Origin of the sequence: Streptomyces sp. FXJ1.172 (assembly GCF_001636945.3) — a bacterium.
Classification (GTDB): domain Bacteria; phylum Actinomycetota; class Actinomycetes; order Streptomycetales; family Streptomycetaceae; genus Streptomyces.
On record NZ_CP119133.2, the window covers coordinates 5906580 to 5932719 of the forward strand.

A 26140-nucleotide genomic window follows, 5' to 3' on the forward strand; every position below is an offset into this window, starting at 1 on the left:
TGATCACTGGTCCTTGTGGGAGAGAGCGCGGACGGTACGGGACGGGCTGGGCCGGTCCAGATGGGCGGCCATCCACACGCTGGTGGCGGTGAGACGGTCCAGGTCGACCCCGGTCTCGATGCCGAGGCCGTGCAGCATCCAGACGAGGTCCTCGGTGGCGAGGTTGCCGGTGGCCGACTTGGCGTACGGGCAGCCGCCCAGCCCGCCGGCGGAGGAGTCGATCGTGGTCACCCCGTGCTCCAGGGCCGCGTAGGTGTTCGCGAGCGCCTGGCCGTAGGTGTCGTGGAAGTGCACGCCGATCTCGTTGGTCGGCACGCCCTCCTCGTTGAGCAGGTTGAGCAGTTCCTGGACGTGGCCCGGGGTGGCCACGCCGATCGTGTCGCCGAGGCTCAGCTCGTCGCAGCCCATGTCCCTCAGGGCCGTGCAGACGGAGGCCACCTGGTGGAGCGGCACCGCGCCCTCCCACGGATCGCCGAAGCACATCGAGACATAGCCGCGCACATGCAGCCCCGCCTCCTTGGCGTGCCGCACCACCGGCTCGTACACGCCGAGCGACTCCTCCAGCGAGCGGTTGAGGTTGGCCCGGGCGAAGGACTCGCTGGCGCTGGCGAAGACCGCGACCCGCTCGGCGCCGAGCGCGAGCGCCCGCTCCAGGCCGCGCCGGTTGGGCACCAGCACCGGGAGCGCGAGCCCCGGAAGGTCCCTGACCAGTGGGAACAGCTGCTCGGCGTCGGCCAGTTGGGGCACCCACTTGGGATGCACGAAGCTGGTCGCCTCGATCGTCGTCAGCCCCGCGCCGGCCAGTCGGCGGATGAACTCCGCCTTCACCTCGGTGGGAACGGCCGCCTTCTCGTTCTGCAGCCCGTCGCGCGCGCCGACCTCGTGGATGCGCACGCGCGCGGGCAGGTCCGGGGCCGGGAGGACCATCGGCAGTCCCTCGACGCTCATTCCGCCACCTCCTCATGGGGTGCGATCACGGCGAGCACCTGGTCCATGGCGACCGTCGAGCCCGGCGTCACGTCCAGCTCGGCGACCGTGCCCGCGTGCGGGGCGGAGATGACGTGCTCCATCTTCATCGCCTCCACCACCAGCAGGCTCTGGCCCGCGGTGACCTCGTCGCCGACGGCGACCTTCACCACCGTCACCGTGCCCGGCATCGGCGCGGTCAGCGAGTCGGCGCCCGCGTGCGCGGCCCCGGTGAGCGCCGCGGCCACCGGGTCGTGGTCCCGCACCTGCCAGGCGTCCGCGTCCCGGCCCAGCCAGGTGCCGTCCGGCGAGGCGGCGAAGGTGTGGGCGACGCCATCGAGCCGGAAGGTGACCCGGTGCGGGCCGCCGGGCCGCGCCGGAACGCACCCGGACCCCCGCACGGGCCGGTCCGCGCCGGGCAGCAGCAGCTCGGTCCCGCCGTCCGGCGTGCTGCGCACCCGCACGGTGACCGGCTCGTGGCCGGTCACCCGCAGGTGGTGTGCCGTCCAGGCCCGCCGGCCGCCGAGGCGCCAGCCGTCCGCGGCGGCGAACGGGTTCGTCCAGCCGGGGCCGTCGGCGGGCGCGAGCGCGGCCTGACGCAGCAGCGCCGCCGCCGCGTAGACCTCGTCCGGCACCTCGTCCGGCACCAGCGCGTCCACTTCCCGCTCGACCAGACCGGTGTCCAGGTCCCCCTGGACGACCGCCGGATGCGCGAGCAGCCGCCGCAGGAAGCCCGCGTTGGTCGGCACGCCCAGCGTGACCGTCTGCGCGAGGGCCGCCCGGAGCCTGCGCAGTGCCGTCGCGCGGTCGGGGCCGTGGGCGATGACCTTGGACAGCATCGGGTCGTACAGGCTGCCCACCTCGGTGCCCTCGCCGAGCCCGGAGTCCGTGCGGACGCCCTCGCCCCGGGGCTCGTCCAGCAGCAGCACCGTGCCGCCGGAGGGGAGGAAGCCGCGCGCAGGGTCCTCGGCGCAGATCCGGGCCTCCACGGCGTGCCCCGTCAGCGTGACCTCGGACTGCGTGAAGCCCAGCTTCTCCCCGGCCGCCACCCGCAGCTGCCATTCGACCAGGTCCAGCCCGGTGACGAGTTCGGTGACCGGGTGCTCCACCTGGAGGCGGGTGTTCATCTCCATGAAGTAGTACTGCGTCGGGTCGCCTCCCGGCACGATGAACTCCACCGTGCCCGCACCCCGGTACCCGCAGGAGCGGGCCGCCTGCACGGCCGCCTCGCCCATCGACGCGCGCGTGGCCTCGTCCAGCAGGACCGAGGGCGCCTCCTCGATGATCTTCTGGTGCCGCCGCTGCAGCGAGCACTCGCGCTCACCGAGGTGGACGACATTGCCGTGCCCGTCGGCCAGCACCTGGATCTCGATGTGCCGGGGCCGGTCGATCCACCGCTCGACGAGCAGGGTGTCGTCGCCGAAGGAGGCGCGGGCCTCGCGGCGGGCGGCGGCGATCTCCTCCTCGAGGACCGTCATGTCCCGCACCAGCCGCATGCCCTTGCCGCCACCGCCGGCCGACGGCTTCAGCAGCACGGGCGCCCCCAACGAGCGGGCCGCCGCGGCCAGTTCGGGGTCGCGGCCGCCGGGGACCACCGGCACTCCGGCCGCCTGCACCGTCTCCTTGGCGCGGATCTTGTCGCCCATGAGCGCGATCGCGTCCGCCGGCGGGCCGATGAACACCAGCCCCGCCTCCTCGCACGCGCGCGCGAAGGCCGCGTTCTCGGCGAGGAAGCCGTACCCGGGGTGGACGGCCTGTGCGCCGGTGCGGGCGGCGGCCTCGAGCAGCCGCTGCACCGACAGATAGCTCTCGGCGGCCGGCGCCGGGCCGATCCGTACCGCGGTGTCGGCCTCCCGGACATGCCGCGCATCGGCGTCGGCGTCGGAGAAGACCGCCACCGAGCGCACGCCCAGCGAGCGGAGCGTACGGATGACGCGTACGGCGATCTCGCCCCGGTTGGCCACCAGCACTGTGTCGAACACGGTTCCCCTCCTCACATCCGGAAGACGCCGAACTGGGGGTCTCCCAGTGGCGCGTTGGCACAGGCCGTCAGGGCGAGTCCCAGCACCTGACGGGTCTCCAGCGGGTCGATCACGCCGTCGTCCCAGAGCCGGGCGGTGGCGTAGTAGGCGTTGCCCTGGCGCTCGTACTGCGCGCGGATCGGCGCCTTGAAGGCCTCTTCCTCCCCGGGCGGCCACTCCTCGCCGCGCGCCTCCAGCTGGTCCCGCTTGACCGTCGCGAGCACGGAGGCGGCCTGCTCGCCGCCCATGACGGAGATCTTGGCGCCCGGCCACATCCACAGGAAGCGGGGGGAGTAGGCCCGGCCGCACATCGAGTAGTTGCCCGCGCCGTACGAGCCGCCGACCACCACCGTCAGCTTCGGCACGCGCGTGCAGGCGACGGCCGTCACCATCTTGGCGCCGTGCTTGGCGATGCCGCCCGCCTCGTAGTCCTTGCCGACCATGAACCCGGAGATGTTCTGCAGGAACACCAGCGGGATGCCGCGCTGGTCGCACAGCTCGATGAAGTGGGCGCCCTTCTGGGCGGACTCGGAGAACAGGATGCCGTTGTTGGCGACGATCCCGACCGGGTGGCCGTGGATGCGGGCGAACCCGGTGACCAGCGTCTGCCCGAACTCGCTCTTGAACTCGGCGAAACGGGAGCCGTCCGTGATGCGCGCGATGATCTCGCGTACGTCGTAGGGGGTACGGGAGTCGACCGGGACCGCGCCGTACAGCCCGTAGGGGTCGGCCTTGGGCTCCACGCTCTGCCGCACCTCCCAGGGCGGGGACTGCCGGGCCGGGAGCGTGGCGACGATGTTCCGCACGATCCTGAGCGCGTGCGCGTCGTCCTCGGCGAGGTGGTCGGTGACGCCCGAGATCCGCGAGTGGACCTCGCCGCCGCCCAGCTCCTCGGCCGTGACGACCTCGCCGGTGGCCGCCTTCACCAGGGGCGGGCCGCCGAGGAAGATCGTCCCCTGGTCGCGGACGATCACCGCTTCGTCGCTCATCGCCGGGACGTACGCCCCGCCGGCGGTGCAGGAGCCGAGTACGGCGGCGATCTGTGCGATGCCCGCGCCGGACATCCGCGCCTGGTTGTAGAAGATCCGCCCGAAGTGCTCCCGGTCCGGGAACACCTCGTCCTGCATCGGCAGGAAGGCGCCGCCGGAGTCGACCAGGTAGACGCAGGGCAGACGGTTGTCGAGCGCCACCTCCTGCGCGCGCAGGTGCTTCTTCACGGTCATCGGGTAGTACGTGCCGCCCTTGACCGTGGCGTCATTGGCGACGATCACGCACTCGCGCCCGCTGACCCGCCCGATCCCGGCGATCACGCCGGCGGCCGGGGCCTGCCCGTCGTACATCCCGTCGGCCGCGAGGGGTGCCAGCTCCAGGAACGGCGAGCCCGCGTCGAGGAGCATGTCCACCCGGTCCCTGGGCAGCAGCTTGCCGCGCGCGGTGTGCCGCGCGCGGGCCTTCTCGCCACCGCCGAGCGCCGCCGCGGCCAGCTTGCCGCGCAGCTCCTCGACGAGCGCGAGGTGGGCCTGTTCATTGGCCCGCCAGGCCTCCGACGCGGGGTCTGCCGCGCTCCGGAGTTCCGGTGCCTCCTGCATCCTGCGGTCCCCTCACCCGGTGATCGAACCTGTTAATGAGCGTTAACCATTTCCTTCAGGTTAACGACCGCTAACCTCGCTGTCTAGAATTACCCGCATGGCCACCAGAACCGACGCCCCCACCCGGCGCGAACAGATCCTGAAGGAAGCCGCGCGACTCTTCGCGGAGCGCGGTTTCCACGGCGTCGGTGTGGACGAGATAGGCGCCGCGGTCGGCATCAGCGGCCCCGGTCTGTACCGCCACTTCCCGGGCAAGGACGCGATGCTCGCCGAGCTGCTGGTCGGGATCAGCGGCCAGCTGCTGACGGGGGCCAAGCGGCGCCTCGCGGAGGCCGACGGCGGCACCGGCGCCCGGGCCGTGCTCGACTCGCTGATCGAGGGCCACATCGACTTCGCCCTGGACGACCGCCCGCTGATCACCCTGCACGACCGTGAGCTGGACCGGCTGCGCGACAGCGACCGCAAGCTGGTGCGCCAGCTCCAGCGGCAGTACGTCGAGCTGTGGGTGGGGGTCGTCCGCGAGGTGTACCCGGCGCTGACCGAGCCCGCGGCCCGCTCGGCCGTCCACTCGGTCTTCGGCCTGCTCAACTCCACCCCGCACCTCGGCCGCGCGGGCACGCTGCCCGGCCGGGGCACCACGGCGGCCCTGTTGCACAGGATGGCGTGCGGCGCGTTCGAGGCGGCGGGGGAGACGGCGGCAAGGGAGGCGGCGGCGGAAGGGGAGTGAGGCGCCGGGACGTTCGCGGCAGCTTGCGGCCACAGGGCTTGCGCGTGGGATAGCTCACCCTGGACGGCGCACCGTACTGGCCGGTATCTTCGAGTCTGAGCAAGCGCTTAGACAGGCCGTCGTGTCGAGTACGTGGAGGTAAACCGTGCGCCGTACGTTGTTCAACGAGGATCACGAGGCGTTCCGGGAGACCATCCGCGCCTTCATCGAGGCCGAGGTCGTGCCCGTCTACGACGAGTGGTTCGCCGCCGGCCAGGCCCCCCGCGAGTTCTACTACAAGCTCGCCGAGCTGGGTGTCTTCGGCATCCGGGTCGACGAGGAGTACGGCGGCGCGGGCATCGACTCGTACAAGTTCGAGGCCGTCCTCTACGAGGAGACCGCCCGCGCGGGTGTCGCCTTCGGCGGCTCCGGCGTGCACGTGCTGCTCGGCCTGCCCTACATCAAGCTGCTCGCCACCGACGAGCAGAAGAAGCGCTACCTGCCGAAGTTCGTCTCCGGCGAGGAGATGTGGGCCATCGCGATGACCGAGCCGGGTACCGGCTCCGACCTCGCGGGCATGAAGACCACCGCCAGGCTCAGCGAGGACGGCACGCACTACGTCCTCAACGGCGCCAAGACCTTCATCACCGGCGGTGTGCACGCCGACCGCATGATCGTCTGCGCCCGCACCTCCGCGCCCACCGCCGAGGACCGCCGCCACGGCATCTCCCTCTTCGTCGTGGACACCAAGGCCGAGGGCTACTCGGTCGGCCGCAAGCTCGACAAGCTCGGCCTCAAGACCTCCGACACCGCCGAACTCGCGTTCGTCGACGTCAAGGTCCCCGTCGAGGACCTCCTCGGCGAGGAGAACAAGGGCTTCTACTACCTCGGCCACAACCTCGCCTCCGAGCGCTGGGGCATCGCCTTCGGCGCCTACGCGCAGGCCAAGGCCGCCGTCCGGTTCGCCAAGCAGTACGTCCAGGACCGCGTCGTCTTCGGCCAGCCCGTCGCCGCCTTCCAGAACACCAAGTTCGAGCTGGCCGCCTGCCAGGCCGAGGTGGACGCGGCCGAGGCCGTCGTCGACCGCGCCACGGAGGCCCTCGACGCCGGTGAGCTGACCCCGGCCGAGGCCGCCAGCGCCAAGCTGTTCACCACCGAGGTCGCCCACCGTGTGATCGACCGCTGCCTCCAGCTGCACGGCGGCTACGGCTTCATGAACGAGTACCCGATCGCCCGCCTCTACGCGGACAACCGCGTCAACCGCATCTACGGCGGCACCAGCGAGATCATGAAGACGATCATCGCCAAGGACATGGGCCTGTAAGGCTCGCGCCATAACTGGCCGGTACAACTGACCTCATGAGCCAGGCACTTCAGGACCTCCTCGATCTGCTCGACCTCGAGCGGATCGAGGAGGACATATTCCGCGGCCAGTCCCGCTCCGCCGTCGTCCCCCGTGTCTTCGGCGGGCAGGTCGCGGCGCAGGCGATGGTCGCCGCCGGGCGAACCGTCCCCGCGGACCGCACCGCCCACTCCCTGCACGCGTACTTCCTGCGCCCGGGCGACCCCGGCGCGCCGATCGTCTACACCGTGGACCGCATCCGCGACGGCCGCTCCTTCACCACCCGCCGCGTGGTCGCCGTCCAGCACGGCAAGCCGATCTTCCACCTCTCGGCGTCCTTCCAGACGTACGAGGACGGCCTCGAGCACCAGGCCCCGATGCCGCCCGCGCCCGACCCCGCCACGCTGCCCACCTCGCAGGAGCGGCTGCGCGGCTACGGCCACCTCGATCCGGCCGTGGTCGAGAAGTTCGCCGAGGCCCGCGAAGCGGTCGATCTGCGCTATGTCGAGGAGCCGCCGTACGGGCAGTTCGGCACGCCGCGCGAGCCGCACAGCCAGGTGTGGTTCCGCACCAACGGCAAGCTGGGCGGCGCCGTCGACGAACCGCTGCTGCACGTCGTCCTCGCCACCTACGTCTCCGACATGACCCTCCTCGACTCCGTGCTGCTCGCGCACGGCCGCGGCGGCTGGGCGGTCGGCGATGTCGTGGGCGCCTCCCTGGACCACGCGATGTGGTTCCACCGCCCCTTCCGTGCCGACGAGTGGCTGCTGTACGACCAGGAGTCGCCGTCCGCGCACGGCGGCCGGGGCCTCGGCCAGGCCCGTATCTACACACAGGACGGGCAACTCGCCATCACCGTCATCCAGGAGGGCGTGGTCCGCGTTCCGCGTGGCTGACTCGCCGAGATGCCGAGTGACGAATCGGGCATTACGCTCTTTCAGTGAAGCCGCAGTACACGGCGTGACCGTCCGGTTGCGCTCCGGATACCCGGAGTGCGAGGTCCCGGCGGTGACGACCCTGTAGCCAACCTCTGTGGCGACACCTGAAAAGCGCGCCGTGCCCTTCCCTTTCCGTGAGCACGGCGCCGGCCATCCATCCCGTGTCTTCCCTCAGGGAGCTGCGAGAGATGATGGAAACGAAAGGGTAAATTCCCATGCGAGCACAGCGCGTTAAGCGTTATGTCGTGATGTCCGCGGCCGGCCTCCTGCTGGCCGGCGGAACGGCGGTCGGCGCGGCCGGCACCGCCTCGGCGGCCCCGGCTCACCGCCACGGCCACCACCGGCACCACGAGTGCGGCTGCGGCGGCCGGCACCATCACGGCGGCCGTCACCACGGCGGCGGCGAGAACGGCCGCGGCGGCCGCGGCGGCGAGAACGGCCGAGGCGGCGGTGGCGAGAACGGTCGCAACGGTGGCGGCAACTGGGGCGGGGGCAACGGTGGCGGCAACTGGGGCGGGGGCAACGGTGGCGGCAACGGCGGTGGCGGCAACGGCCGTTGACCGCTGACGTCCAACACGCCCGCACTGTGCGGCTCCGCGCGCGAGGAGCCGCACAGTGCTGTCGGCCTCAGGAGAGCCCCGCCTCCGCGAGCAGATAGGCCGTCATCGGGTCGTAGTGGCGCGGGCTGAGCACATGGTCGTCCAGCGGTACGACGACCTGGACGGTGCCCTCGGACTCGGCGAGGAACAGTGCCGGATCGTTGCAGTCGGCGTACCCGACGGAATCGACCCCGTGCTGACCGGCGTACCCGGCCCAGCCGTGGTCGGCGACCACCAGGTCCGGCAGCGGCCGGCCCTCGCCTTCAAGTCCCGTCAGAATGGCCCGCATCGGCTCCCCGGAGTGGGTGTGCCACAGCGTCGCCCCGTGCTCCAGCACCGCGACGTCGGCGAACTGCATGACGTACCCCTCGTCCGTCTGCAGCCCGTCCGGGATGACCACGATCTCGCAGCCCGCGGCACGCAGCGCGGCGGCCGTGGCCCGGTGCACGTCCAGCAGGCCGCCGGGGTGCCCGGTGGCGAACAGCACCCGCTGCCGCCCCTCGGCCGCCTTGCGCAGCCGCGCCGCCATCCGCTCCAGCGCGTCCACGGTCAGCTCGGGGTCGATGGTGTCCTGCCCGTACCGGTACTCGGGATCGTCGTTGACCCCGACCCGCTCGGCCATCACCGCGAGCACGTCCTGCTCGTCGCTCCAGCGGTCGCCCAGCTCCAGCCCGAGCCAGAAGTTGCGGACACCGTTGGCGAGCTGACGGTAGTGGGAGAGGTTGTTCTCGCGGGGCGTGGCGACGTCCCCCGCGATACGGGTCCTCACCAGGTGGTCGACGAGCTGGGCGCGGCTGGGTGTCCCGGATATCGGCATGCCTCCCATTGTGGGGCAGCGCGTCACCGGAGTCCTCGGCATATCGGGGGCTGGGACGGGGGTCACTCGCCTGCTCGGCCGTGCCGCAGCGCGAACCACAGCTCCATGCGGACGTCCGGGTCGTCCAGGTCGGCGCCCAGCAGGGCGGCGCAGCGGGCGATGCGCTGCCGCACGGTGTTGCGGTGCACGTCCAGGGCCACCGCCGTACGGTCCCAACTGCCGTGCAGTGACAGCCAGTTGCGCAGGGTCTCGGTGAGCGCGGGCTGGCCGGTGAGCGGTGCGAGCAGGGCACGGGCGTGTGCCTCGGCGTCCGCCCGCGGCACCAGGTCGGTGAGGCCCGGCCGGGCCCCGTGCCGGACCAGCGGGGTACGGGTGGCGCGGGCCCGGGCCAGCGCACGGGCCGCCTGGGTGTCGGCGGCCGGCCACTCGCGCGGCTCCACGGCGGCACTGACCCCGAGCGTCCAGCCGGGCTGCGGCGCAGGCTCCCGCCCGCTCGGCACCAGTACCCGTACGACGTCCCGGGCGAGATCGACCAGCGGCGAACCGAGGGCGGCGCCGAGGGCGGAGGCGGCGACGGCGTCGGGCTGCTGCGTCTCGGGCCGTGCGTGGACGACGACCCAGTCGCCGTCGCCCAGCAGGGGTGCGACCTGCTCCGGCGGGGCGCCGAGCAGCAGCCGCACGAGCGCCGACGACCGCGCCGCCCCGGCACCGCTGTGATGCTCCCCGGTCAGCAGCGACAGCAGTACGGAGGCCACGGAGGCGATGGTGTGGTCCCCGGGTTCGCGCCGCGCGGTGGCCACGCCCAGGACGAAACCCTCGCCCGGACCGAGGGCGTACGCGGCGAGGTGGGTGTCCCCGAGCGTGTCGGTGGCGGAGGCGGGGGTGCCCGCGCCCGTCGGCCGTACCACCCCCGCCAGGTCCGTCAGCGCCTCCCGCACTCCTGGCCCCGCGGCCCGGCCCGCCGAGGCGATCTCCGTGCCGTCGGGGCCGTGGAGCACCGCCCGGCCGGCCAGGTGCCGGGCCAGTTGCCGCAGGACCGAGGGGACCGGGTCCGGTCGTGCGGCGGCGGAGGCGAGACCCTGCTGGGCCTCGGTGACCCGGCGCAGCTCGGCCAGCCGGGCCTGGGCCATCAGCTGCCACACCGCGCGGGCCACACCGGAGAACGTGGTCTGCGGCGGGACCTCCAGCAGCGGCAGGCCGTGGCGCTCGCAGGCGGCGGCCAGGGCGCGCGGGACGGTGTCGTGCACCGGGGCCAGGCCGAAGCCGAGCGCCGCGCCGCCCGCCGCGACGATCCGGGCGACGTAGTCGTCGAAGTACGTACCGGAGCCCGCCGCCTCCGGGATGTGCACCCCGGCCGTGAGCAGCAGCTCGCCGCCCAGCAGATACGGGTACGGGTCGGCCATCTCCGAGGTGTGCGCCCAGTGGATCACGGTTCCCCGGTCCGTCGGCCCCGCGATCTGCCGCAGTGCCAGGTCCTCGCGGGCCAGCAGGGCCGAGAGCGGTACGGGTGGGGTCGGCGGGACGGCCGGCGCTGCTGGGGTCATCGATTCCGGCATGGTGTGCATATCCTCCACTCCACCCCGTGCATATGGATGAAACGTACACTTCGCAGTCGCTTTCCGGCCACCTACTGTCGGTGGACGTCACCCGCCGGCGACCCCCAGTGCGACTTCGAGTGAAGGAGGGCCTCATGGCCGTCGACTACACAGTGATCGTCGTCTATCTCGCCGGGATGCTGGCCATGGGCTGGTGGGGCATGCGCCGCGCCAAGTCCAAGAGCGACTTCCTGGTGGCGGGCCGCCGCCTCGGGCCCGCCATGTACTCCGGCACCATGGCGGCGATCGTCCTCGGCGGCGCGTCCACCATCGGCGGCGTGGGCCTCGGCTACCAGTACGGCCTCTCCGGCGCGTGGATGGTCTTCACCATCGGCCTCGGCCTGCTCGCCCTGTCCGTCTTCTTCTCCGCCCGCATCGCCCGCCTGAAGGTCTACACCGTCTCCGAGATGCTCGACCTGCGCTACGGCGGCCGCGCCGGGCTCATCTCCGGCGTGGTCATGTGGGCGTACACCCTCATGCTGGCCGTCACCTCGACGATCGCCTACGCCACGATCTTCGACGTCCTCTTCGACATGAACCGGACGCTCGCGATCGTCGTCGGCGGCTCGATCGTCGTCGCCTACTCCACCCTCGGCGGCATGTGGTCGATCACCCTGACGGACATGGTCCAGTTCGTGGTGAAGACCATCGGCATCCTGCTCCTGCTCCTGCCGATCGCCGTGGTGAAGGCGGGCGGCTTCAGCGAGATGAGGGCCAAGCTGCCCACCTCGTACTTCGACCCGCTGGGCATCGGCGGCGAGACGATCTTCACCTACGTCCTGATCTACACGTTCGGCATGCTGATCGGCCAGGACATCTGGCAGCGCGTGTTCACCGCCCGCGGCGACAGGACCGCCAAGTGGGGCGGCACCGTGGCCGGAACCTACTGTCTGGCCTACGCCCTCGCCGGCGCGGTGATCGGCACGGCCGCCAAGGTGCTCTACCCCAAGCTCGGCAGCCCCGACGACGCCTTCGCCACCGTCGTCAAGGCCGAACTCCCCGTCGGCGTACGCGGCCTGGTGCTGGCCGCCGCCCTCGCCGCCGTGATGTCCACCTCCTCCGGCGCCCTCATCGCCTGCGCCACGGTGGCCAACAACGACATCTGGTCGCGCCTGAAGGGCGCCGTACGGCGGGACGGCGACGCGCACGACGAGGTCAAGGGCAACCGCGCCTTCATCCTGATCATGGGCGTCGCGGTGATCGGCACGGCGATCGCGCTGAACAACGTGGTCGAGGCACTGACGGTCGCCTACAACCTCCTCGTCGGCGGCCTGCTCGTGCCCATCCTCGGCGGCCTGCTGTGGAAGCGCGGCACGGCACAGGGCGCGCTGGCCTCGGTGATCGTGGGCGGCCTCGCGGTGATCGGCCTGATGGCCGGTTACGGGATCCTCGCCAACGAACCGGTCTACTACGGCCTGCTCGCCTCCCTCGCCGCCTACACGGCCGTCTCCCTGGCCACCACGCCCACCGACGAGGCCGTCCTCGCCGCCTGGCGCGAGCGCCTCGCCGGGCGGTCCGCCGAACGTCCGTCCGAACCGGTCCCGGCTCACCAGTAGAGTCGTACGGAAAGCAGTACATGCGCGACGAAGCGCAAGAAAGAAGGCATTCAGCTATGAGCAGCAACGAGACGCCCCGTGGCCCCGTCGACTCCTCCCGCATCCCGCGGTACGCCGGGCCCGCGACCTTCGCCCGGCTGCCCCGCCTGGACGAGGTCGGCACCGCCGACGTCGCCGTCGTGGGCGTGCCGTTCGACTCCGGCGTCTCGTACCGGCCGGGCGCCCGCTTCGGCGGCAACGCCATCCGCGAGGCGTCCCGGCTGCTGCGCCCCTACAACCCGGCGCAGGACGCCTCCCCGTTCGCCCTCGCCCAGGTCGCGGACGGCGGCGACATCGCCGTGAACCCGTTCAACATCAACGAGGCCGTCGAGACCATCGAGGCCGCGGCGGACGAGCTGCTCGGCACCGGCGCCCGCCTGATGACCCTGGGCGGCGACCACACCATCGCCCTGCCCCTGCTGCGCTCGGTCGCGAAGAAGCACGGCCCGGTGGCCCTGCTCCACTTCGACGCCCACCTGGACACCTGGGACACCTACTTCGGCGCCGAGTACACCCACGGCACCCCGTTCCGCCGTGCGGTGGAGGAGGGCATCCTCGACACCTCCGCCCTCTCCCACGTCGGCACCCGCGGCCCCCTGTACGGCAAGCAGGACCTCACCGACGACGAGAAGATGGGCTTCGGCATCGTCACCTCCGCGGACATCTACCGCCGCGGTGCCGACGAGGTCGCCGACCAGCTGCGCCAGCGCATCGGCGACCGCCCGCTGTACATCTCCATCGACATCGACTGCCTCGACCCGGCGCACGCGCCCGGCACCGGCACCCCGGAGGCGGGCGGCATGACCTCCCGCGAACTCCTGGAGATCCTGCGCGGCCTGGCATCCTGCAACCTGGTCTCGGCGGACGTGGTGGAGGTGGCGCCGGCGTACGACCACGCAGAGATCACCTCGGTCGCGGCCTCCCACACGGCCTACGAACTGACCACCATCATGAGCCGCCAGATCGCGGCGGCCCGCAACGCCTGACTCTCCCTAGGGGAACGAGAGCTGTGACTCACGACCATGACCTGGTACTCCGCCCGACGCAGACGCAGATCACCGCGGCCCTGAACCCTCCCCCGGGGCGCAACGGCGGAGACCTGGTCGTGGAGACGCTCACCGGGCTCGGCGCGACGACGGTCTTCGGGCTGCCCGGCCAGCACGCGCTCGGCATGTTCGACGCCCTGCGCAGGTCGTCGTTGCGCTACGTGGGCCTGCGGGTGGAGAACAACGCGGGCTTCGCGGCGGACGCGTACGGCCGCGTCACCGGCGAGGCCGCGCCTCTTCTGCTCTCGACGGGCCCGGGCGCCCTCACGTCACTGGCCGCACTCCAGGAGGCGGCCGCCGCGTCCGCCCCCGTCCTGGCGATCAGCAGCCAGGTCCCGACGGCGGGCCTGGGCGGCGGCCGCCACGGCTACCTGCACGAACTCCCCGACCAGTCGGCGTCGTTCCGGGGCGTGGTGAAGTCGGTCCACACGGTCCGCGCCCAGTCCCAGATCCCGTCCGCGATCGCGGCGGCCTGGAAGTCGGCGCTGACGGCCCCGCACGGCCCGGTATGGGTGGAGATCCCGCAGGACGTACTGCTGGCTCCGACCGCCCTGCCGGTGGTGACGGCGCCGGACGCGACTCCCGAGGACGTGGTCCCGCGCCCCGAACTGACGGCGGTGGCGGCCGACTTGCTGTCGCGGGCCGAGCGTCCGGCGATCATCGCGGGCGGCGGGGTCGTACGGTCGGACGCGTCGGGCAAGCTGCGTCAGCTGGCCGAGAAGCTGCAGGCGCCGGTCGTGACCACCTTCGGCGGCAAGGGCGCGTTCCCGTGGGAGCACCCCCTGTCGATGCAGTCCTGGCTGGAGGACCGGTACACGACGGACTTCCTGGAGGACGCGGACGTACTCCTGGTGGTCGGCTCGGGCCTCGGTGAACTCTCCTCCAACTACCACACGTTCAAGCCGCGAGGCCGAGTGATCCAGATCGAGGCCGACCTCGGCAAGCTGGAGTCCAACCACCCGGCGCTGGGCATCCACGCGGACGCCCGCCTGGCGCTGCAGGCACTGCTGGAGACGGTGGCGGAGCGGACGGACGAGTCCGCGCCGGAGCGGGTGCGGGAGCTGCTGTCCCGAGTCGGTGAGCGCATCGCGTCTCAGGAACTCAGCCTGGAACACGAGGTGTTGGGGGCCGTCCGACGCGCCCTGCCCGCCGATTCCCCGTCCTTCTGGGACATGACGATCCTGGCGTACTGGGCGTGGTCGGCCTTCGACCCCCGGGGCACCAACCTCATGCACTCGGCCCAGGGCGCCGGCGGCCTCGGCTACGGCTTCCCGGCGGCGCTGGGCGCTGCGGCGGCCGACCCGACCCGCCCCGTCCTGGCGGTCTCGGGCGACGGCGGTGCCCTGTACTCGATCGCCGAGCTGGCCACGGCCAAGCAGTACGACCTCCCCGTCACCTGGCTGATCGTCGACGACGGCGGCTACGGAATCCTCCGCGAGTACATGACGGACGCCTTCGGCCAGGCGACGGCGACGGAGCTGGCGCGCCCGGACTACGTGGCCCTGGCCGAGTCCTTCGGCGTGCCGGGCGTCCGTACGACCCCGGAGACCCTGGAGGAGGACCTGGCGAAGGCGCTGGCGGCGCCGGGCCCGTCGGTGGTCGTACTCCCCGCAGTCCTGCGGATGTTCGCGCCGACGCATCTCGGTTAGGGGTTAGCCGGAGTTCTCCCAGACGAGCACCCTGCCCCCACAGCTCACCGACGAAGATCTCCTTCAGCTCCTGATCCAGGCCCCGCCCGAACACGTGGATCAGAAGAAGGACGTCCCCCTTGCGGTGCTCTCGGCCACGACACACGGGAGTGGCCCGCTGGGTCCGGCCATACTGGAATCCCTGGCCGCCGCCTTGCGGACCATCGACCCGGACAGTGCCGCGGTCTTCGTGCAGTTCGTCGACTCCTGCCTGGCCGACCCCCAGGCGAAGCAAGGGCGGGCTGAGGCCAAGGCCGAGATGGTCCTGCAGATCCTCGAATGGCGGAAGCTGCCCGTGCCCGATGCTGTACGCGAGCGGGTCCAGTCCTGCACGGACCTGGGCCGGCTGGAAGCATGGGCCCAGCGAGCCATGCACGCCACGGACGCGGCGGAGCTGTTCACCGAGGCGTGAACAAGTAGCGGTCGGTCAGCCGCTCATGTCCCCGCCGGCCGGGTCGTCACTGCGTTGACGGCAGAACGCGCCAAGGCCGGCAGGAGGGCTTGGCGCGCTGCGGGTTGTGATGGGGTTCAGCTCACGTCCGACGGGTCAAGGCGATAGATCGCGGACTGGTTGGTGGAAGCGGACGAAGGCGAGGACGCCTTCGAGGGCGACGACGTCGAACTCTTGCTGTACGCGCTCTCCTTCACCAGCGTCCCGTGCTTCTTCACCCAGGCCGTGACCTCGGAGGACACGCTGTTGCTGTCGCCGCCGGGGCCGCCGCCCATCATGCCGCCGCCGATCTGGATGTAGTGCAGCTCGCCCTTCTTGACCAGCTCCTCGAGCTTGGCGACGGTCATCGCCTTGTCGGTGCCGGTGAAGCCCCACATGGAGATGACGGGCACCTTGGCGCTCAGCTCGATCTGGGCCGCGCTCTGCGAGTTGGAGACCGCCAGCAGCCAGGTGGCGCCGTCCTGGTGCTTCTTCAGGTACGCGATCAGCCCGCTGTTCGCGCCGCCCATCCCGCCCGGGCCGCCGCCCATGCCGGTACCCGTACGGCCGCTGCCCGTGCGTCCCGGCTCGCCGCCCGCGGCACCGGTGCCGCCCGACACGCCCTGGCCGCCGGGGAGTTCACCGCTCTGCCCGCCTCCCGGGAAGCCACCGGCCTGCCGGCCGCCGCCCGGCAACTCCCCGGCCGAGGCGCCGCCCTGGGGCATGCCGGTCGCCGAGCCGCCGGGTGCGGTGCCGCCGCCCGGGAACCCGCCGCCGGCCTCCGCGTTCCGGCCGCCGCCCGGCATCTCGCCGCCGCCCGGGAAGCCGCCCCGGCCGCCGCCCATGCCGCCGCCGAAGCCGTTGCCCGTCGAGGGACCGGCCGTCGGGTTCACGCCGCCCATGCCGCCGCCGCCCGAACCGGACGGCAGCGACCAGGCGTACGCCGCCGGGCCCGCGAGCGCCGCGACGACCGCCGCGGCGACGGAGGCCGCGAGGAGCCGTGCGCGGGCCCCGGAGCGGAAGACGAACAGGCCCACGACCGCCGCCGCCATGACGACACCCACCGTCGGCCACAGCCAGGTGTGCCACCCCGAAGCCCGGCGCAGCAGCACGATCGCCCAGACCGCGGTGACCGCGAGAGCGGCCGGCAGGACCCACGCCCAGCGCTTGTCGGCGCGGAACGCACGCAGCAGCAGCACGCCCCCGCCGCCGCACAGCGCCGCGATGCCGGGCGCGAGGGCGGTCGTGTAGTACGGGTGCATCGTGCCCTCGGCGGTCGCGAAGGTGACGTAGTGCAGGACCGTCCAGCCGCCCCACAGGATGAGCGCGGCCCGGGTGAGGTCGGTGCGCGGGGCGCGGCCGCACAGGATCAGGCCGGCGACGAGGGCGATCACCGAGAACGGGATCAGCCAGGAGATCTGGCCGCCGAGGATGTCGTTGAACATCCGGCCGAGGCCCGCGGAGCCGGAGAAGCCGCCTCCGCCCCCTCCGCCCCCTCCGCCGCCGTTGCCCTCGCCGCCGAAGATCCGGCCGAGGCCGTTGTAACCCATGATCAGGTTCCAGGCGGTGCCGTCCGTCGAACCGCCGATGTACGGTCGTTCGGAGGCGGGGACCAGGGAGACGGCGATCGCCCACCAGAAGCTGGAGACCGCGAGGACCACGCCGGCGATCAGCAGGTTCACGATCCGTCGTACGAGCTTCGGGCGCGCCGCGAACAGGTGGACGGCGAAGACGGCGGGCAGTGCGATGTAGCCCGCCAGCATCTTCGTGTTGAAGGCGAGGCCGAAGCAGACCGCCGAGCCGAGCAGCGGCAGCAGCCGTCCGGTGCGGGTGGCGCGCAGGGCGAGTGCCGCGCCGCCGACCATCAGCAGGACGAGGATCGTGTCGGGGTTGTTGTCCCGGTTGATCGCGACCGTGATCGGGGTCAGCGCGAGGACCAGCGCGGCCACCGCCGCCGCCGCGTGCCCGAAGGACCGCTTCACGGACGAGTGCAGGATCCAGATCGCGCCGAGCCCGGCCGCGACCTCCGGCAGCATCATCTGCCAGGTGCCGAAGCCGAATATCCGGCACGACAGGCTCATGACCATGTCGGCGAACGGCGGCTTGTCGACGGTGAGGAAGTTTCCGGCGTCGAGCGAGCCGAAGAACCAGGCCTTCCAGTTCTGCGTGCCGCTGTAGATGGCGGCGCTGTAGAAGCTGTTGAGGTTCGAGCCCGACAGGTTCCAGGTGTAGAGCACGGCCGCCAGCAGCATGACCGCGAGCAGCACGGGCAGCGACCAGCGCGGTGCGCGCTCCGGCTCGGCGGCGGGCGTCGGTGTCGGCGTCGGTGACGGCGGACCCGGGGTCGTCGTCGGGGCGTGGGGGATGGGATCGGTGGCAGAGGTCACCACTGCACCCTGCAGACCGGCGATGGGTGCGCGCTGTGGTGCACCTGGGCGGAAGCTGTGGGTCGGTGAGAGACGGGTGAGCCCCGCACCCGTCGGTGAGAACAGGTGTGCAACCATTCGACCGCCTCCGCGAGTCAACTGGGGCATGGATTCCCGGACATCACGACGTACCGGCGCGCTTCGTGCCGCCCTCGGCGCCGCACTGCTCATACCGGCCGCGACCGCCGTCACCGCCGCCGCCACGCCGGCCGCCGCCGTCACGCCCGCCGTCAGCTGTACGTCCGCCAAGGCGCCCCTCGCTGCCAAGCTCCAGAAGGACATCACCGCCGCCCTGGCGAACCGCACGAGCACGGTCGCCCTCGGTCTGTACGACCGCAGCACCGGCACCACCTGCACACTGCGCGCCACCAGCGCCTACGACTCGGCCAGCACCGTGAAGGTCACCGTGCTGGCGACGCTGCTGTGGGATGCCAAGAAGCACAACCGGTATCTGACCGACACCGAGGACTCGCTCGCCACGGCCATGATCACCGCGTCGGACAACGACGCGACCAGCAAGCTGTGGAAGCAGCTGGGCATGACGAAGATCAAGGGCTTCCTGGCCGCCGCGGGGATGACGAAGACCGTGCCGGGCACGGGCGGTTACTGGGGTCTGACCCAGGAGAACGTCACCGACGAGCAGCGGCTGCTGGGGCTCCTCACCGCCAGGAACAGCGTGCTGAGCGACAACTCCCGCGCCTACATCCTGAAGTTGATGGGCCAGGTCATCCCCGCGCAGCGCTGGGGCACCCCGGCCGGCGCGCCGTCCACCGTCGCCGTGCACGTCAAGAACGGCTGGCTGCAGCGCTCGACGCACGGCTGGCGCGTGCACAGCCTCGGCACGTTCAACGGCGCCGGCCACGACTACATGATCTCGGTGCTGACCCAGGACAACAGCACCATGGACTACGGCGTCACCACCATCCAGAACATCGCCGAGGCCATCCACAAGGACCTCGTACCGACCACCTCCGCCACCGCCGTCTACATCCCGACGAGCCGGCCGAGCGAGGCCTTCGTCGCGGTGCCGCCGCAGGGCTGAACCGGCCCCGTCACCCTCACGCGCACCGCCGGCCCGGCGGCGGCCGGGCCACAACGGACCCGCACCCGGAAAAGGCCGGGGCCGGGCCGGCGGAGCGTTTTGTTGCGGAGGGATGAAATCCGTTCACCTGTGCGTTGGTGCCTTGAGGCAGAGCAGGTCGAACGAACGGAAGGCACCCGCGTGGCAGCGCAACGGGGATGGGCAAAGCGCCTGGCGGCCTACGCCTGGCGGTATCCGAAAGACGTCGTCCTCGCCCTCGGTTCCTCCCTGGCCGGCATGGCCGTCATGGCCGTCGTCCCGTTGATCACCAAGGTGATCATCGACGACGTGATCGGGAACCACACCCGCTCGATGGCACCCTGGGCCGGCAGCCTGATCGGCGCGGCCGTCCTCGTCTACGCCCTCACCTACATCCGCCGCTACTACGGCGGCCGGCTCGCCCTCGACGTCCAGCACGACCTGCGGACGGAGATGTACGAGACCATCACCCGGCTCGACGGGCGGCGCCAGGACGAGCTGTCCACCGGGCAGGTGGTCGGCCGGGCCACCAGCGACCTCCAGCTGATCCAGGGCCTGCTCTTCATGCTCCCGATGACCATCGGGAACGTCCTGCTCTTCGTGATCTCCCTGGCGATCATGGCGTGGCTGTCGCTGCCGCTGACCCTGGTCGCCCTCGCCGTCGCGCCCGCGCTCGGCTGGATAGCCAGGCGCAGCCGCAGCAGGCTGCACCCGGCCACCTGGTACGCCCAGGCCCAGGCCGCCGCCGTCGCGGGAGTGGTCGACGGCGCCGTGAGCGGTGTACGCGTGGTGAAGGGCTTCGGGCAGGAGGAGCAGGAGACCGGCAAGCTCAGGGAGGTCGGCCGCAGGCTCTTCGCCGGGCGGCTGCGCACCATACGCCTGAACAGCAAGTACACCCCGGCCCTCCAGGCCGTCCCGGCCCTCGGCCAGGTCGCCATGCTGGCCCTCGGCGGCTGGCTGGCCGTGCGCGGGCACATCACGCTCGGCACGTTCGTCGCCTTCTCCAGCTATCTCGCCCAGCTGGTCGGCCCGGTCCGCATGCTCGCGATGGTCCTCACGGTCGGCCAGCAGGCCCGCGCCGGCACCGAGCGCGTCCTGGAGCTGATCGACACCGAGCCGACGATGAAGGACGGCACGAAGGCGCTGCCGGCCGACGCGCCCGCGACCGTCGAGTTCGACGACGTGTCCTTCGGGTACGGGAACGGCTCGAAGGTCCTCGACGGACTCAGCTTCGAGATACGCCCCGGCGAGACCCTCGCCGTCGTCGGCTCCTCCGGCTCCGGCAAGTCCACCCTCTCCCTGCTCCTGCCGCGCTTCTACGACGTCACCCGCGGCGCCGTCCTGATCGGCGGCCACGACGTGCGCGAGCTGACCGCGGACTCGCTGCGGGCAGCGATCGGGCTCGTCCCCGAGGATTCGTTCCTCTTCTCCGACACGGTGCGCGCCAACATCGCCTACGGCCGCCCGGACGCGACCGACGAGGAGATCCGCACGGCCGCCCGGGCCGCCCAGGCGGACCGTTTCATCGCCGAGCTGCCCGAGGGTTACGACACCAAGGTCGGCGAGCAGGGCCTGACCCTCTCGGGCGGCCAGCGCCAGCGCGTCGCGCTCGCCCGCGCCCTGCTCACCGACCCGCGCCTGCTCGTCCTGGACGACGCCACCTCGGCCGTGGACGCCCGCGTCGAGCACGAGATCCACGAGGCGCTGAAGCACGTCATGGAGGGGCGGACCACCCTCCTCATCGCGCACCGCCGCTCCACCCTGAACCTCGCCGACCGCATCGCCGTGCTCGACGGCGGTCGGCTCGCCGACCTCGGCACCCACGAGGAACTCCAGGAGCGGTGCGCGCTGTACCGCCGGCTGCTGACCGACCCGGACGAGCTGGGCGGGGTCTCCCCGGGGCACGCCCAGTCGGCCGCCCCGGCGCAGGACACGACCCTGCGCGAGGAGCTGGACGCCGAGTTCGACGCGGAGCGGGGTGTGACCCCCCGGCTGTGGACCGGCGACCGTGCGGCCAAGAACGCCGGGAGCACGGCGCTCGGCGGTACCCCCGCCACCCCCGAACTGCTCGCCCAGGTCGAGGCGCTGCCCCCGGCCACCGACACCCCGGACGTCGACGAGGCCCGCGCGGTGCGCCGCGAGGACTCCTACGGACTGCGCCGGCTGCTGCGCGGCTTCGGCGCGCCCCTGCTGATCAGCCTGGGGCTGGTCGCCGTGGACGCGGGCGCGGGCCTGCTGCTGCCGGTGCTGATCCGGCACGGCATCGACGCGGGCGTGACGAAGATGGCCCTCGGCGCGGTCTGGGCGGCCTCGCTGCTCGGCCTCGCGACCGTGCTGGTGCAGTGGGCCGCGCAGATCGGCGAGACCCGGATGACCGGGCGCACCGGCGAGCGCGTGCTGTACACGCTGCGGCTGAAGATCTTCGCCCAGCTCCAGCGGCTCGGCCTCGACTACTACGAGCGCGAGCTGACCGGCCGGATCATGACCCGGATGACGACCGACGTCGACGCCTTGTCGACGTTCCTGCAGACCGGCCTGGTCACGGCGTTCGTCTCGGTGGTCACCTTCTTCGGCATCATGGTCGTCCTGCTGGTGATCGACGTACAGCTCGCGCTCGTCGTCTTCGCGACCCTGCCGCCGCTGGTCGTCGCGACCGTCTTCTTCCGCCGGGCGAGCGTGAAGGCGTACGAACTGGCCCGTGAGCGGGTGTCGGTGGTCAACGCCGACCTGCAGGAGTCGGTGGCCGGGCTGCGGATCGTGCAGGCCTTCCGGCGCGAGCGGGACGGCGCGGCGCGGTTCGCCGGGCGCAGCGACGACTACCGCCGGGCCCGTGTCCGCGGCCAGTTGCTGATATCGGTCTACTTCCCCTTCGTCCAGCTGCTGTCCTCGGTGGCCTCGGCGTGCGTGCTGATCGAGGGCGCCCACCGGGTGGAGGCGGCCACGCTGACCACGGGTGCCCTGGTCGCCTACCTCCTCTACATCGACCTGTTCTTCGCGCCGGTGCAGCAGCTGTCCCAGGTCTTCGACGGCTACCAGCAGGCCACGGTCTCGCTGGGCCGGATCCAGGAGCTGCTGCGCGAGCCGACCTCCACGAAGTCGGCCGAGGAGCCACTGGAGGTGCTGTCCCTGCGCGGCGACATCGCCTTCGAGGACGTGCACTTCGCGTACGGCGCCGCCGACGGCGCCGAGGAGGCGCTGACCGGCATCGACCTGACGATCCCCGCCGGCCAGACGGTGGCCTTCGTCGGCGAGACGGGCGCGGGCAAGTCCACCCTGGTCAAGCTGGTCGCGCGCTTCTACGACCCCACCGGCGGCCGGGTCACGGCCGACGGCACGGACCTGCGCGCCCTCGACCTGACGTCGTACCGGCACCGGCTCGGGGTGGTCCCGCAGGAGGCGTACCTCTTCCCCGGCACGATCCGCGACGCCATCGCCTACGGCCGTCCCGACGCCACCGACGCCGAGGTGGAGGCGGCGGCGCGGGCGGTCGGGGCGCACGAGATGATCGCCCGGCTGGAGGGCGGCTATCTGCACGAGGTCGCCGAGCGCGGCCGCAATCTCTCGGCCGGCCAGCGCCAGCTCATCGCGCTCGCCCGCGCCGAGCTGGTCGACCCCGACATCCTGCTCCTGGACGAGGCCACGGCCGCCCTGGACCTGGCCACCGAGGCCCAGGTCAACCAGGCCACCGACCGGCTGTCAGGCCGCCGTACGACGCTGGTGGTCGCCCACCGCCTGACCACCGCGGCCCGCGCCGACCGGGTGGTGGTGATGGACCACGGCCGGGTCGCGGAGGACGGCACCCACGACGAACTCCTGGCCCGCGGCGGCCGGTACGCCGAGCTGTGGCGGACCTTCGTCGGCGGGGCCGAACCGGAGGAGCCGGTGGGCGCCTCCCGCTGAGGCCGGTCCATGGGCGGAGAGATGCGTTCCGCTGACGGTCGTGCAACCGTACGACACACTCGTGCGTCCGTACATCAGTACGGAGCCGTCGGGGGAAGGCGACCGAGACGGGGAACGGGGAGGACAACAGTGGACAGTGGTGGGATACGCCGGCGGCTGGCGCTCGGGGCGGCCGTGCTGGCGGCGTCGGGGGGGCTCGCGCTCGTGGCGTCCGGTACCGCACAGGCGGACGTGCAGAGTTCCTGCGCCGGACGCGAGGTGCGGGCCCTGTCGTTCAGCACCGGTGTCACGCACGTGTACAAGAACGACGGTTACGTCTGTGCGCTGACCATCGCCAGACAGCCGGGCTCGGCGCAGACGATGTCGGTCAGCGTCCAGGCCCGGGGCAACCGCCCGGTGACCGACCAGGGCAGCTACCGGCGCTTCGCGGGCCCGGTCACCGTGTACGCCGGTCACCGCTGCGTGTGGATCAAGGGCTCGGTGGGCCGGGACTCGGTGGACTCGGGCTGGATCATGTGCTGAGCGGGCGCCGGGCGGGGCTCACACCCGCCTGGCACAGCCCACCGGCTTCGTCCCGCCCAGCTGGACGTACAGCACCGTCGAGGCGGGGCACTGCGCGCGCGTCGCGGCCGCCTCGGTGATCCGGTACTGCGGCCGGTGCGCGCCCGAGCCGTCGCACGCCGTCTCGCGGACCTGGCCCGTGCCCGAGGCGTAGACGCAGTCGCCGGGGATCGTGCGCGGGCCGCCTCCGCCGCCGGGGTCGCCCGGGTGCGGGGGCTCCAGTTCGCGCATGCAGGCGTAGCCCTGGGTGCCGATGTGCAGCACGAAGTCGGTGGTCGCCGGGCACAGCGGGCCGTCGGCCGCCGCGCCGTCGTAGCGGGCGACGACCCGGGCCGCCGCCCGCTCGCTCGCACAGGGCACCTCCGTGACACCGGTCGTGCCGAAGGAGCTGCAGCTGCCGACGGCCAGGAAGCCGGTGCCGTAGCCGCCGGCCGCGGTGGGGCGGGCGTCGCCCACGGGGGTGCCCGCCTGGCCCCGGCAGCCGGTCAGCAGGACGGCCAGCAGCAGACATGCCAGCCCTGAGGCACCTTTCGCGCGCATCGTCACCCCCCGACACCCCCGCCCAGCGTGGCCCGGGGCGCCGGTGCCACGCCAGCCGTTCGGGAGGGTTTGCGCCTGACTACGGTGGTACGCCCGGTGTGTGGCGTACGCCTAGTACGTCAGCCCGTGCCCGATCGGGTACAGCACCTGCGCCGGATCGTCCGCCCGCTGGACCGGCACCGGCAGCTTCCCGCGCGGCGACACCCGCCCGGCGATCACCCGGGCCGCGGCGCGCACCTCGACGTCGGTCCAGCCGTAGGACGCCAGGCAGCCCTTCACGGCCGGGTACTGGGCCACGTCGTAGGGATTGCGGACGGCCAGGGCCACCAGTGGCCTGCCCGTGGCCAGCAGCTGCTGCACCAGGGTCCGCTGGGCGCTGCCGGTCGTGACGTCGTACGTCGCCACCACGACCGCGTCCGCGTCCTGGGCGGCCGTGACCGCCCTGGAGATGGCCGCGGCGGAGGGCGAGGTGCCGGTGGCGAGGGCCGTGGCGGTGAAGCCGAGTCCGGTGAGCGCGGCGGCCAGGACGCCGGTGGGCGGGCCGGTGGTGCCGGAGGGGGAGTCCGGGTCCGCGCCGACGACCAGGACCCGGCGCTCGCTGCGCGGGTCCAGAGGGAGGATGCGGTCCTCGTTGACGAGCAGGGTCGTGGTGCGCTCGGCGATCCGGTCGGCGGCGGCCAGGTGCGCTTTGGTGCCGACCGTGCGTTCCAGGCCCGCCCGGTCGGCGTACGGCTGGTCGAAGAGTCCCAGCCGGGACTTCAGGCGCAGGATGCGCAGGATCGATTCGTCCAGGCGGGACTCGGTCAGCTCGCCGTCCTGTACGGCCTTCAGCACGGCGTGCCAGGCCACGTCGATCGAGGGCGGGTTGAGCAGCTGGTCCGCCCCGGCCTTCAGCGCGAGCACCGGCACCCGGTCGTCGCCGTACCTGGTGCGCACGCCCTCCATGCCGAGGGAGTCGGTGATCACGACGCCGTCGTAGCCGAGTTCGCCGCGCAGGATGCCGGAGAGGACCGGGTGGGAGAGGGTGGCCGGGTCGCCGGAGCCGTCCAGGGCCGGGAACTGGATGTGGGCGGTCATGACCGAGTCGATGCCGGCGGCGATCGCGGCCCGGAACGGGACGGCGTCCAGCTTCTCCCACAGGTCCCGGCTGTGGGTGATGACCGGGAAGCCGGTGTGGCTGTCGACGGCGGTGTCGCCGTGGCCCGGGAAGTGCTTGGCGGTCGCCGCGACCCGGGACTCCTGATAGCCCTTCACCTCGGCGGCCACCAGCGTGGCGACCGCGTCCGGGTCGGCGCCGAAGGAACGCACGCCGATGATCGGGTTGGCCGGGTTCACATTGACGTCGGCGTCGGGGGAGTAGTCCTGGTTGATGCCCATCGCGCGCAGTTCGGCGCCGGAGAGCCGGCCGAGCATCCGCGCGTCGGACCGGGAGCCGGACGCACCGAGTGCCATCGCGCCCGGGAAGAGCGTGGCGGGCTTGCCGACCCGGCAGACCGCCCCGTGCTCCTGGTCGGTGGCGATGAGCACCGGCAGGCCGCGCGGCCGGTCCAGGGAAGCCTTCTGGATGCCGTTGGACAGGTCCCGGATCTGGTGCGGGTCACGGGTGTTGTGGGCCCAGGTGAAGTAGATGATCCCGCCGACGCGGTACTCCGCGATCAGCTCGGCGGCCGTGCGGACGCCGAGCTCCTTGCGGTTGGCGTCGATGTCGGCCTGGTCGGGGGCGATGGCGGAGTGGCCGTAGACCCGCATCACGAAGAGCTGGCCGACCTTCTCCTGAAGCGTCATCCGGGAGATCAGGGTGCGCAGCCGGCCCTCGTCGGGGGCCTTGCCCGCGGCGTGGACGGCCGGCGTCCGCACGGTCAGCGCGGCGGTGGCGGTGAGGCCGGCGGTGGCGGTGAGAACGGCGCGTCTGGACGGCCGTGCGGTGTTTCCCGTGTCTCCCGTGCTGGTGTCGGGCACGTGCGCTCCTTCCGGAGGAGAACCGCTGAAGGAAACTTCCAAAGAGCACCAATATCCGGGAAGTTTCTTTCCGTCAAGGCAATGCACAGTACCCGCGCAGGCGGCCGCCACCGGCGCATGGGAGGGGGCGCGCCGGTGGCGGCGGGCCGCCGGCCGCGCCGCGGCGGAGAGGGTGGGTCGGCGTTCGCGGCCAGTCGCGAGGGGCCGACGCCACGGCGCGGGGCACTAGTCCGGCGGTCCGGGCGTTGGACGGTGCCGTCCGGCGACGGGTTCCCTCCGCCGCCGGGTGACCGCCCGCCGGCCGCCCGTCGGGCTTCCACGAGGCGTTCGCGGCACTGGCCGGCTGAGCGCCCCGGAGGGCC

The 26140-nt window shown here is 72.3% G+C and carries 18 protein-coding genes and 1 pseudogene; 11 read left to right on the top strand and 8 right to left on the bottom strand.

Annotation, left to right across the window (positions count from 1 at the left end; genetic code table 11):
- Nucleotides 1-3: 3 nt before the first annotated feature.
- From A6P39_RS26465 to A6P39_RS26475, 3 genes are read right to left on the bottom strand one after another with little or no spacing between them, the layout of a single operon-like run.
- Nucleotides 4-948 carry a hydroxymethylglutaryl-CoA lyase gene (locus A6P39_RS26465; protein WP_067052247.1) on the bottom strand — a complete coding sequence of 315 codons (945 nt, stop codon included), beginning with the start codon at nucleotides 946-948 and terminating at the stop codon, nucleotides 4-6.
- On the bottom strand, nucleotides 945-2948 hold the full coding sequence (locus A6P39_RS26470; protein WP_067052245.1) for an acetyl/propionyl/methylcrotonyl-CoA carboxylase subunit alpha: 2004 nt from the start codon (nucleotides 2946-2948) through the stop codon (nucleotides 945-947). Before A6P39_RS26470 ends, A6P39_RS26465 begins: the two co-directional genes overlap by 4 nt.
- An 11-nt stretch (nucleotides 2949-2959) precedes the next feature.
- Nucleotides 2960-4576, bottom strand: a complete 1617-nt coding sequence (locus A6P39_RS26475; protein WP_067052243.1) for a carboxyl transferase domain-containing protein — start codon at nucleotides 4574-4576, stop codon at nucleotides 2960-2962.
- A 97-nt stretch (nucleotides 4577-4673) separates the two neighbouring features.
- Between A6P39_RS26475 and A6P39_RS26480 the strand changes: the two genes are divergently transcribed.
- The 4 genes from A6P39_RS26480 (at nucleotide 4674) to A6P39_RS26495 (ending at nucleotide 8122) form a co-directional block, all read left to right on the top strand.
- Nucleotides 4674-5303, top strand: a complete 630-nt coding sequence (locus A6P39_RS26480; protein WP_067052241.1) for an SACE_7040 family transcriptional regulator — start codon at nucleotides 4674-4676, stop codon at nucleotides 5301-5303.
- A gap of 145 nt (nucleotides 5304-5448) precedes the next feature.
- A complete protein-coding gene (locus A6P39_RS26485; RefSeq protein ID WP_067052239.1) occupies nucleotides 5449-6606 on the top strand; it encodes an acyl-CoA dehydrogenase family protein in 1158 nt (385 codons plus the stop codon).
- A gap of 35 nt (nucleotides 6607-6641) precedes the next feature.
- Nucleotides 6642-7520, top strand: coding sequence for an acyl-CoA thioesterase (locus A6P39_RS26490; protein WP_067052237.1), 879 nt, complete (start codon nucleotides 6642-6644; stop codon nucleotides 7518-7520).
- Between the two features lie 257 nt (nucleotides 7521-7777).
- Nucleotides 7778-8122: a hypothetical protein gene (locus A6P39_RS26495; protein WP_159396149.1), complete on the top strand. Its 345-nt coding sequence runs from the start codon at nucleotides 7778-7780 to the stop codon at nucleotides 8120-8122.
- A 67-nt stretch (nucleotides 8123-8189) separates the two neighbouring features.
- Here A6P39_RS26495 and A6P39_RS26500 read toward each other — a convergent pair whose 3' ends face one another.
- Nucleotides 8190-8978 (bottom strand): phosphatase, encoded by a 789-nt coding sequence (locus A6P39_RS26500; RefSeq protein WP_067052234.1) that lies wholly within the window; start codon nucleotides 8976-8978, stop codon nucleotides 8190-8192.
- 62 nt (nucleotides 8979-9040) lie between these two features.
- Complete coding sequence (locus tag A6P39_RS26505) at nucleotides 9041-10522, bottom strand: PucR family transcriptional regulator (protein ID WP_199840931.1); 1482 nt, start codon at nucleotides 10520-10522, stop codon at nucleotides 9041-9043.
- Between the two features lie 146 nt (nucleotides 10523-10668).
- Between A6P39_RS26505 and A6P39_RS26510 the strand changes: the two genes are divergently transcribed.
- From A6P39_RS26510 to A6P39_RS26525, 4 genes and pseudogenes are all read left to right on the top strand, one after another.
- Entirely contained in the window at nucleotides 10669-12129 is a 1461-nt protein-coding gene (locus tag A6P39_RS26510) for a sodium:solute symporter (protein ID WP_067052230.1), read from the top strand.
- Nucleotides 12130-12185: 56 nt separating this feature from the next.
- Nucleotides 12186-13154, top strand: a complete 969-nt coding sequence (gene speB, locus A6P39_RS26515; protein WP_055706451.1) for an agmatinase — start codon at nucleotides 12186-12188, stop codon at nucleotides 13152-13154.
- Nucleotides 13155-13177: 23 nt separating this feature from the next.
- The gene (locus tag A6P39_RS26520; RefSeq protein ID WP_067052228.1) at nucleotides 13178-14863 is read left to right on the top strand and encodes a thiamine pyrophosphate-binding protein; all 1686 of its coding nucleotides are present in this window, start codon (nucleotides 13178-13180) and stop codon (nucleotides 14861-14863) included.
- A 97-nt stretch (nucleotides 14864-14960) separates the two neighbouring features.
- Nucleotides 14961-15314 (top strand): annotated as a pseudogene (locus A6P39_RS26525) (hypothetical protein); the annotation flags it as partial.
- Between the two features lie 116 nt (nucleotides 15315-15430).
- On the opposite strand, the gene A6P39_RS26530 reads toward A6P39_RS26525, so the two are convergent.
- Complete coding sequence (locus A6P39_RS26530; RefSeq protein WP_067052224.1) at nucleotides 15431-17719, bottom strand: glycosyltransferase family 39 protein; 2289 nt, start codon at nucleotides 17717-17719, stop codon at nucleotides 15431-15433.
- Nucleotides 17720-17864: 145 nt separating this feature from the next.
- On the opposite strand from A6P39_RS26530, the gene A6P39_RS26535 reads away from it, so the two are divergent.
- The 3 genes from A6P39_RS26535 (at nucleotide 17865) to A6P39_RS26545 (ending at nucleotide 23240) form a co-directional block, all read left to right on the top strand.
- A complete protein-coding gene (locus A6P39_RS26535; protein ID WP_067052222.1) occupies nucleotides 17865-18800 on the top strand; it encodes a serine hydrolase in 936 nt (311 codons plus the stop codon).
- A 180-nt stretch (nucleotides 18801-18980) separates the two neighbouring features.
- On the top strand, nucleotides 18981-22718 hold the full coding sequence (locus A6P39_RS26540) for an ABC transporter ATP-binding protein (protein ID WP_067052220.1): 3738 nt from the start codon (nucleotides 18981-18983) through the stop codon (nucleotides 22716-22718).
- A 129-nt stretch (nucleotides 22719-22847) separates the two neighbouring features.
- Complete coding sequence (locus A6P39_RS26545) at nucleotides 22848-23240, top strand: hypothetical protein (RefSeq protein ID WP_067052218.1); 393 nt, start codon at nucleotides 22848-22850, stop codon at nucleotides 23238-23240.
- 18 nt (nucleotides 23241-23258) lie between these two features.
- Here A6P39_RS26545 and A6P39_RS26550 read toward each other — a convergent pair whose 3' ends face one another.
- Both A6P39_RS26550 and A6P39_RS26555 read right to left on the bottom strand, forming a co-directional pair.
- A complete protein-coding gene (locus A6P39_RS26550) occupies nucleotides 23259-23819 on the bottom strand; it encodes a hypothetical protein (RefSeq protein ID WP_067052263.1) in 561 nt (186 codons plus the stop codon).
- Nucleotides 23820-23930: 111 nt separating this feature from the next.
- A complete protein-coding gene (locus tag A6P39_RS26555; RefSeq protein ID WP_067052215.1) occupies nucleotides 23931-25778 on the bottom strand; it encodes a glycoside hydrolase family 3 protein in 1848 nt (615 codons plus the stop codon).
- Between the last annotated feature and the right edge of the window lie 362 nt (nucleotides 25779-26140).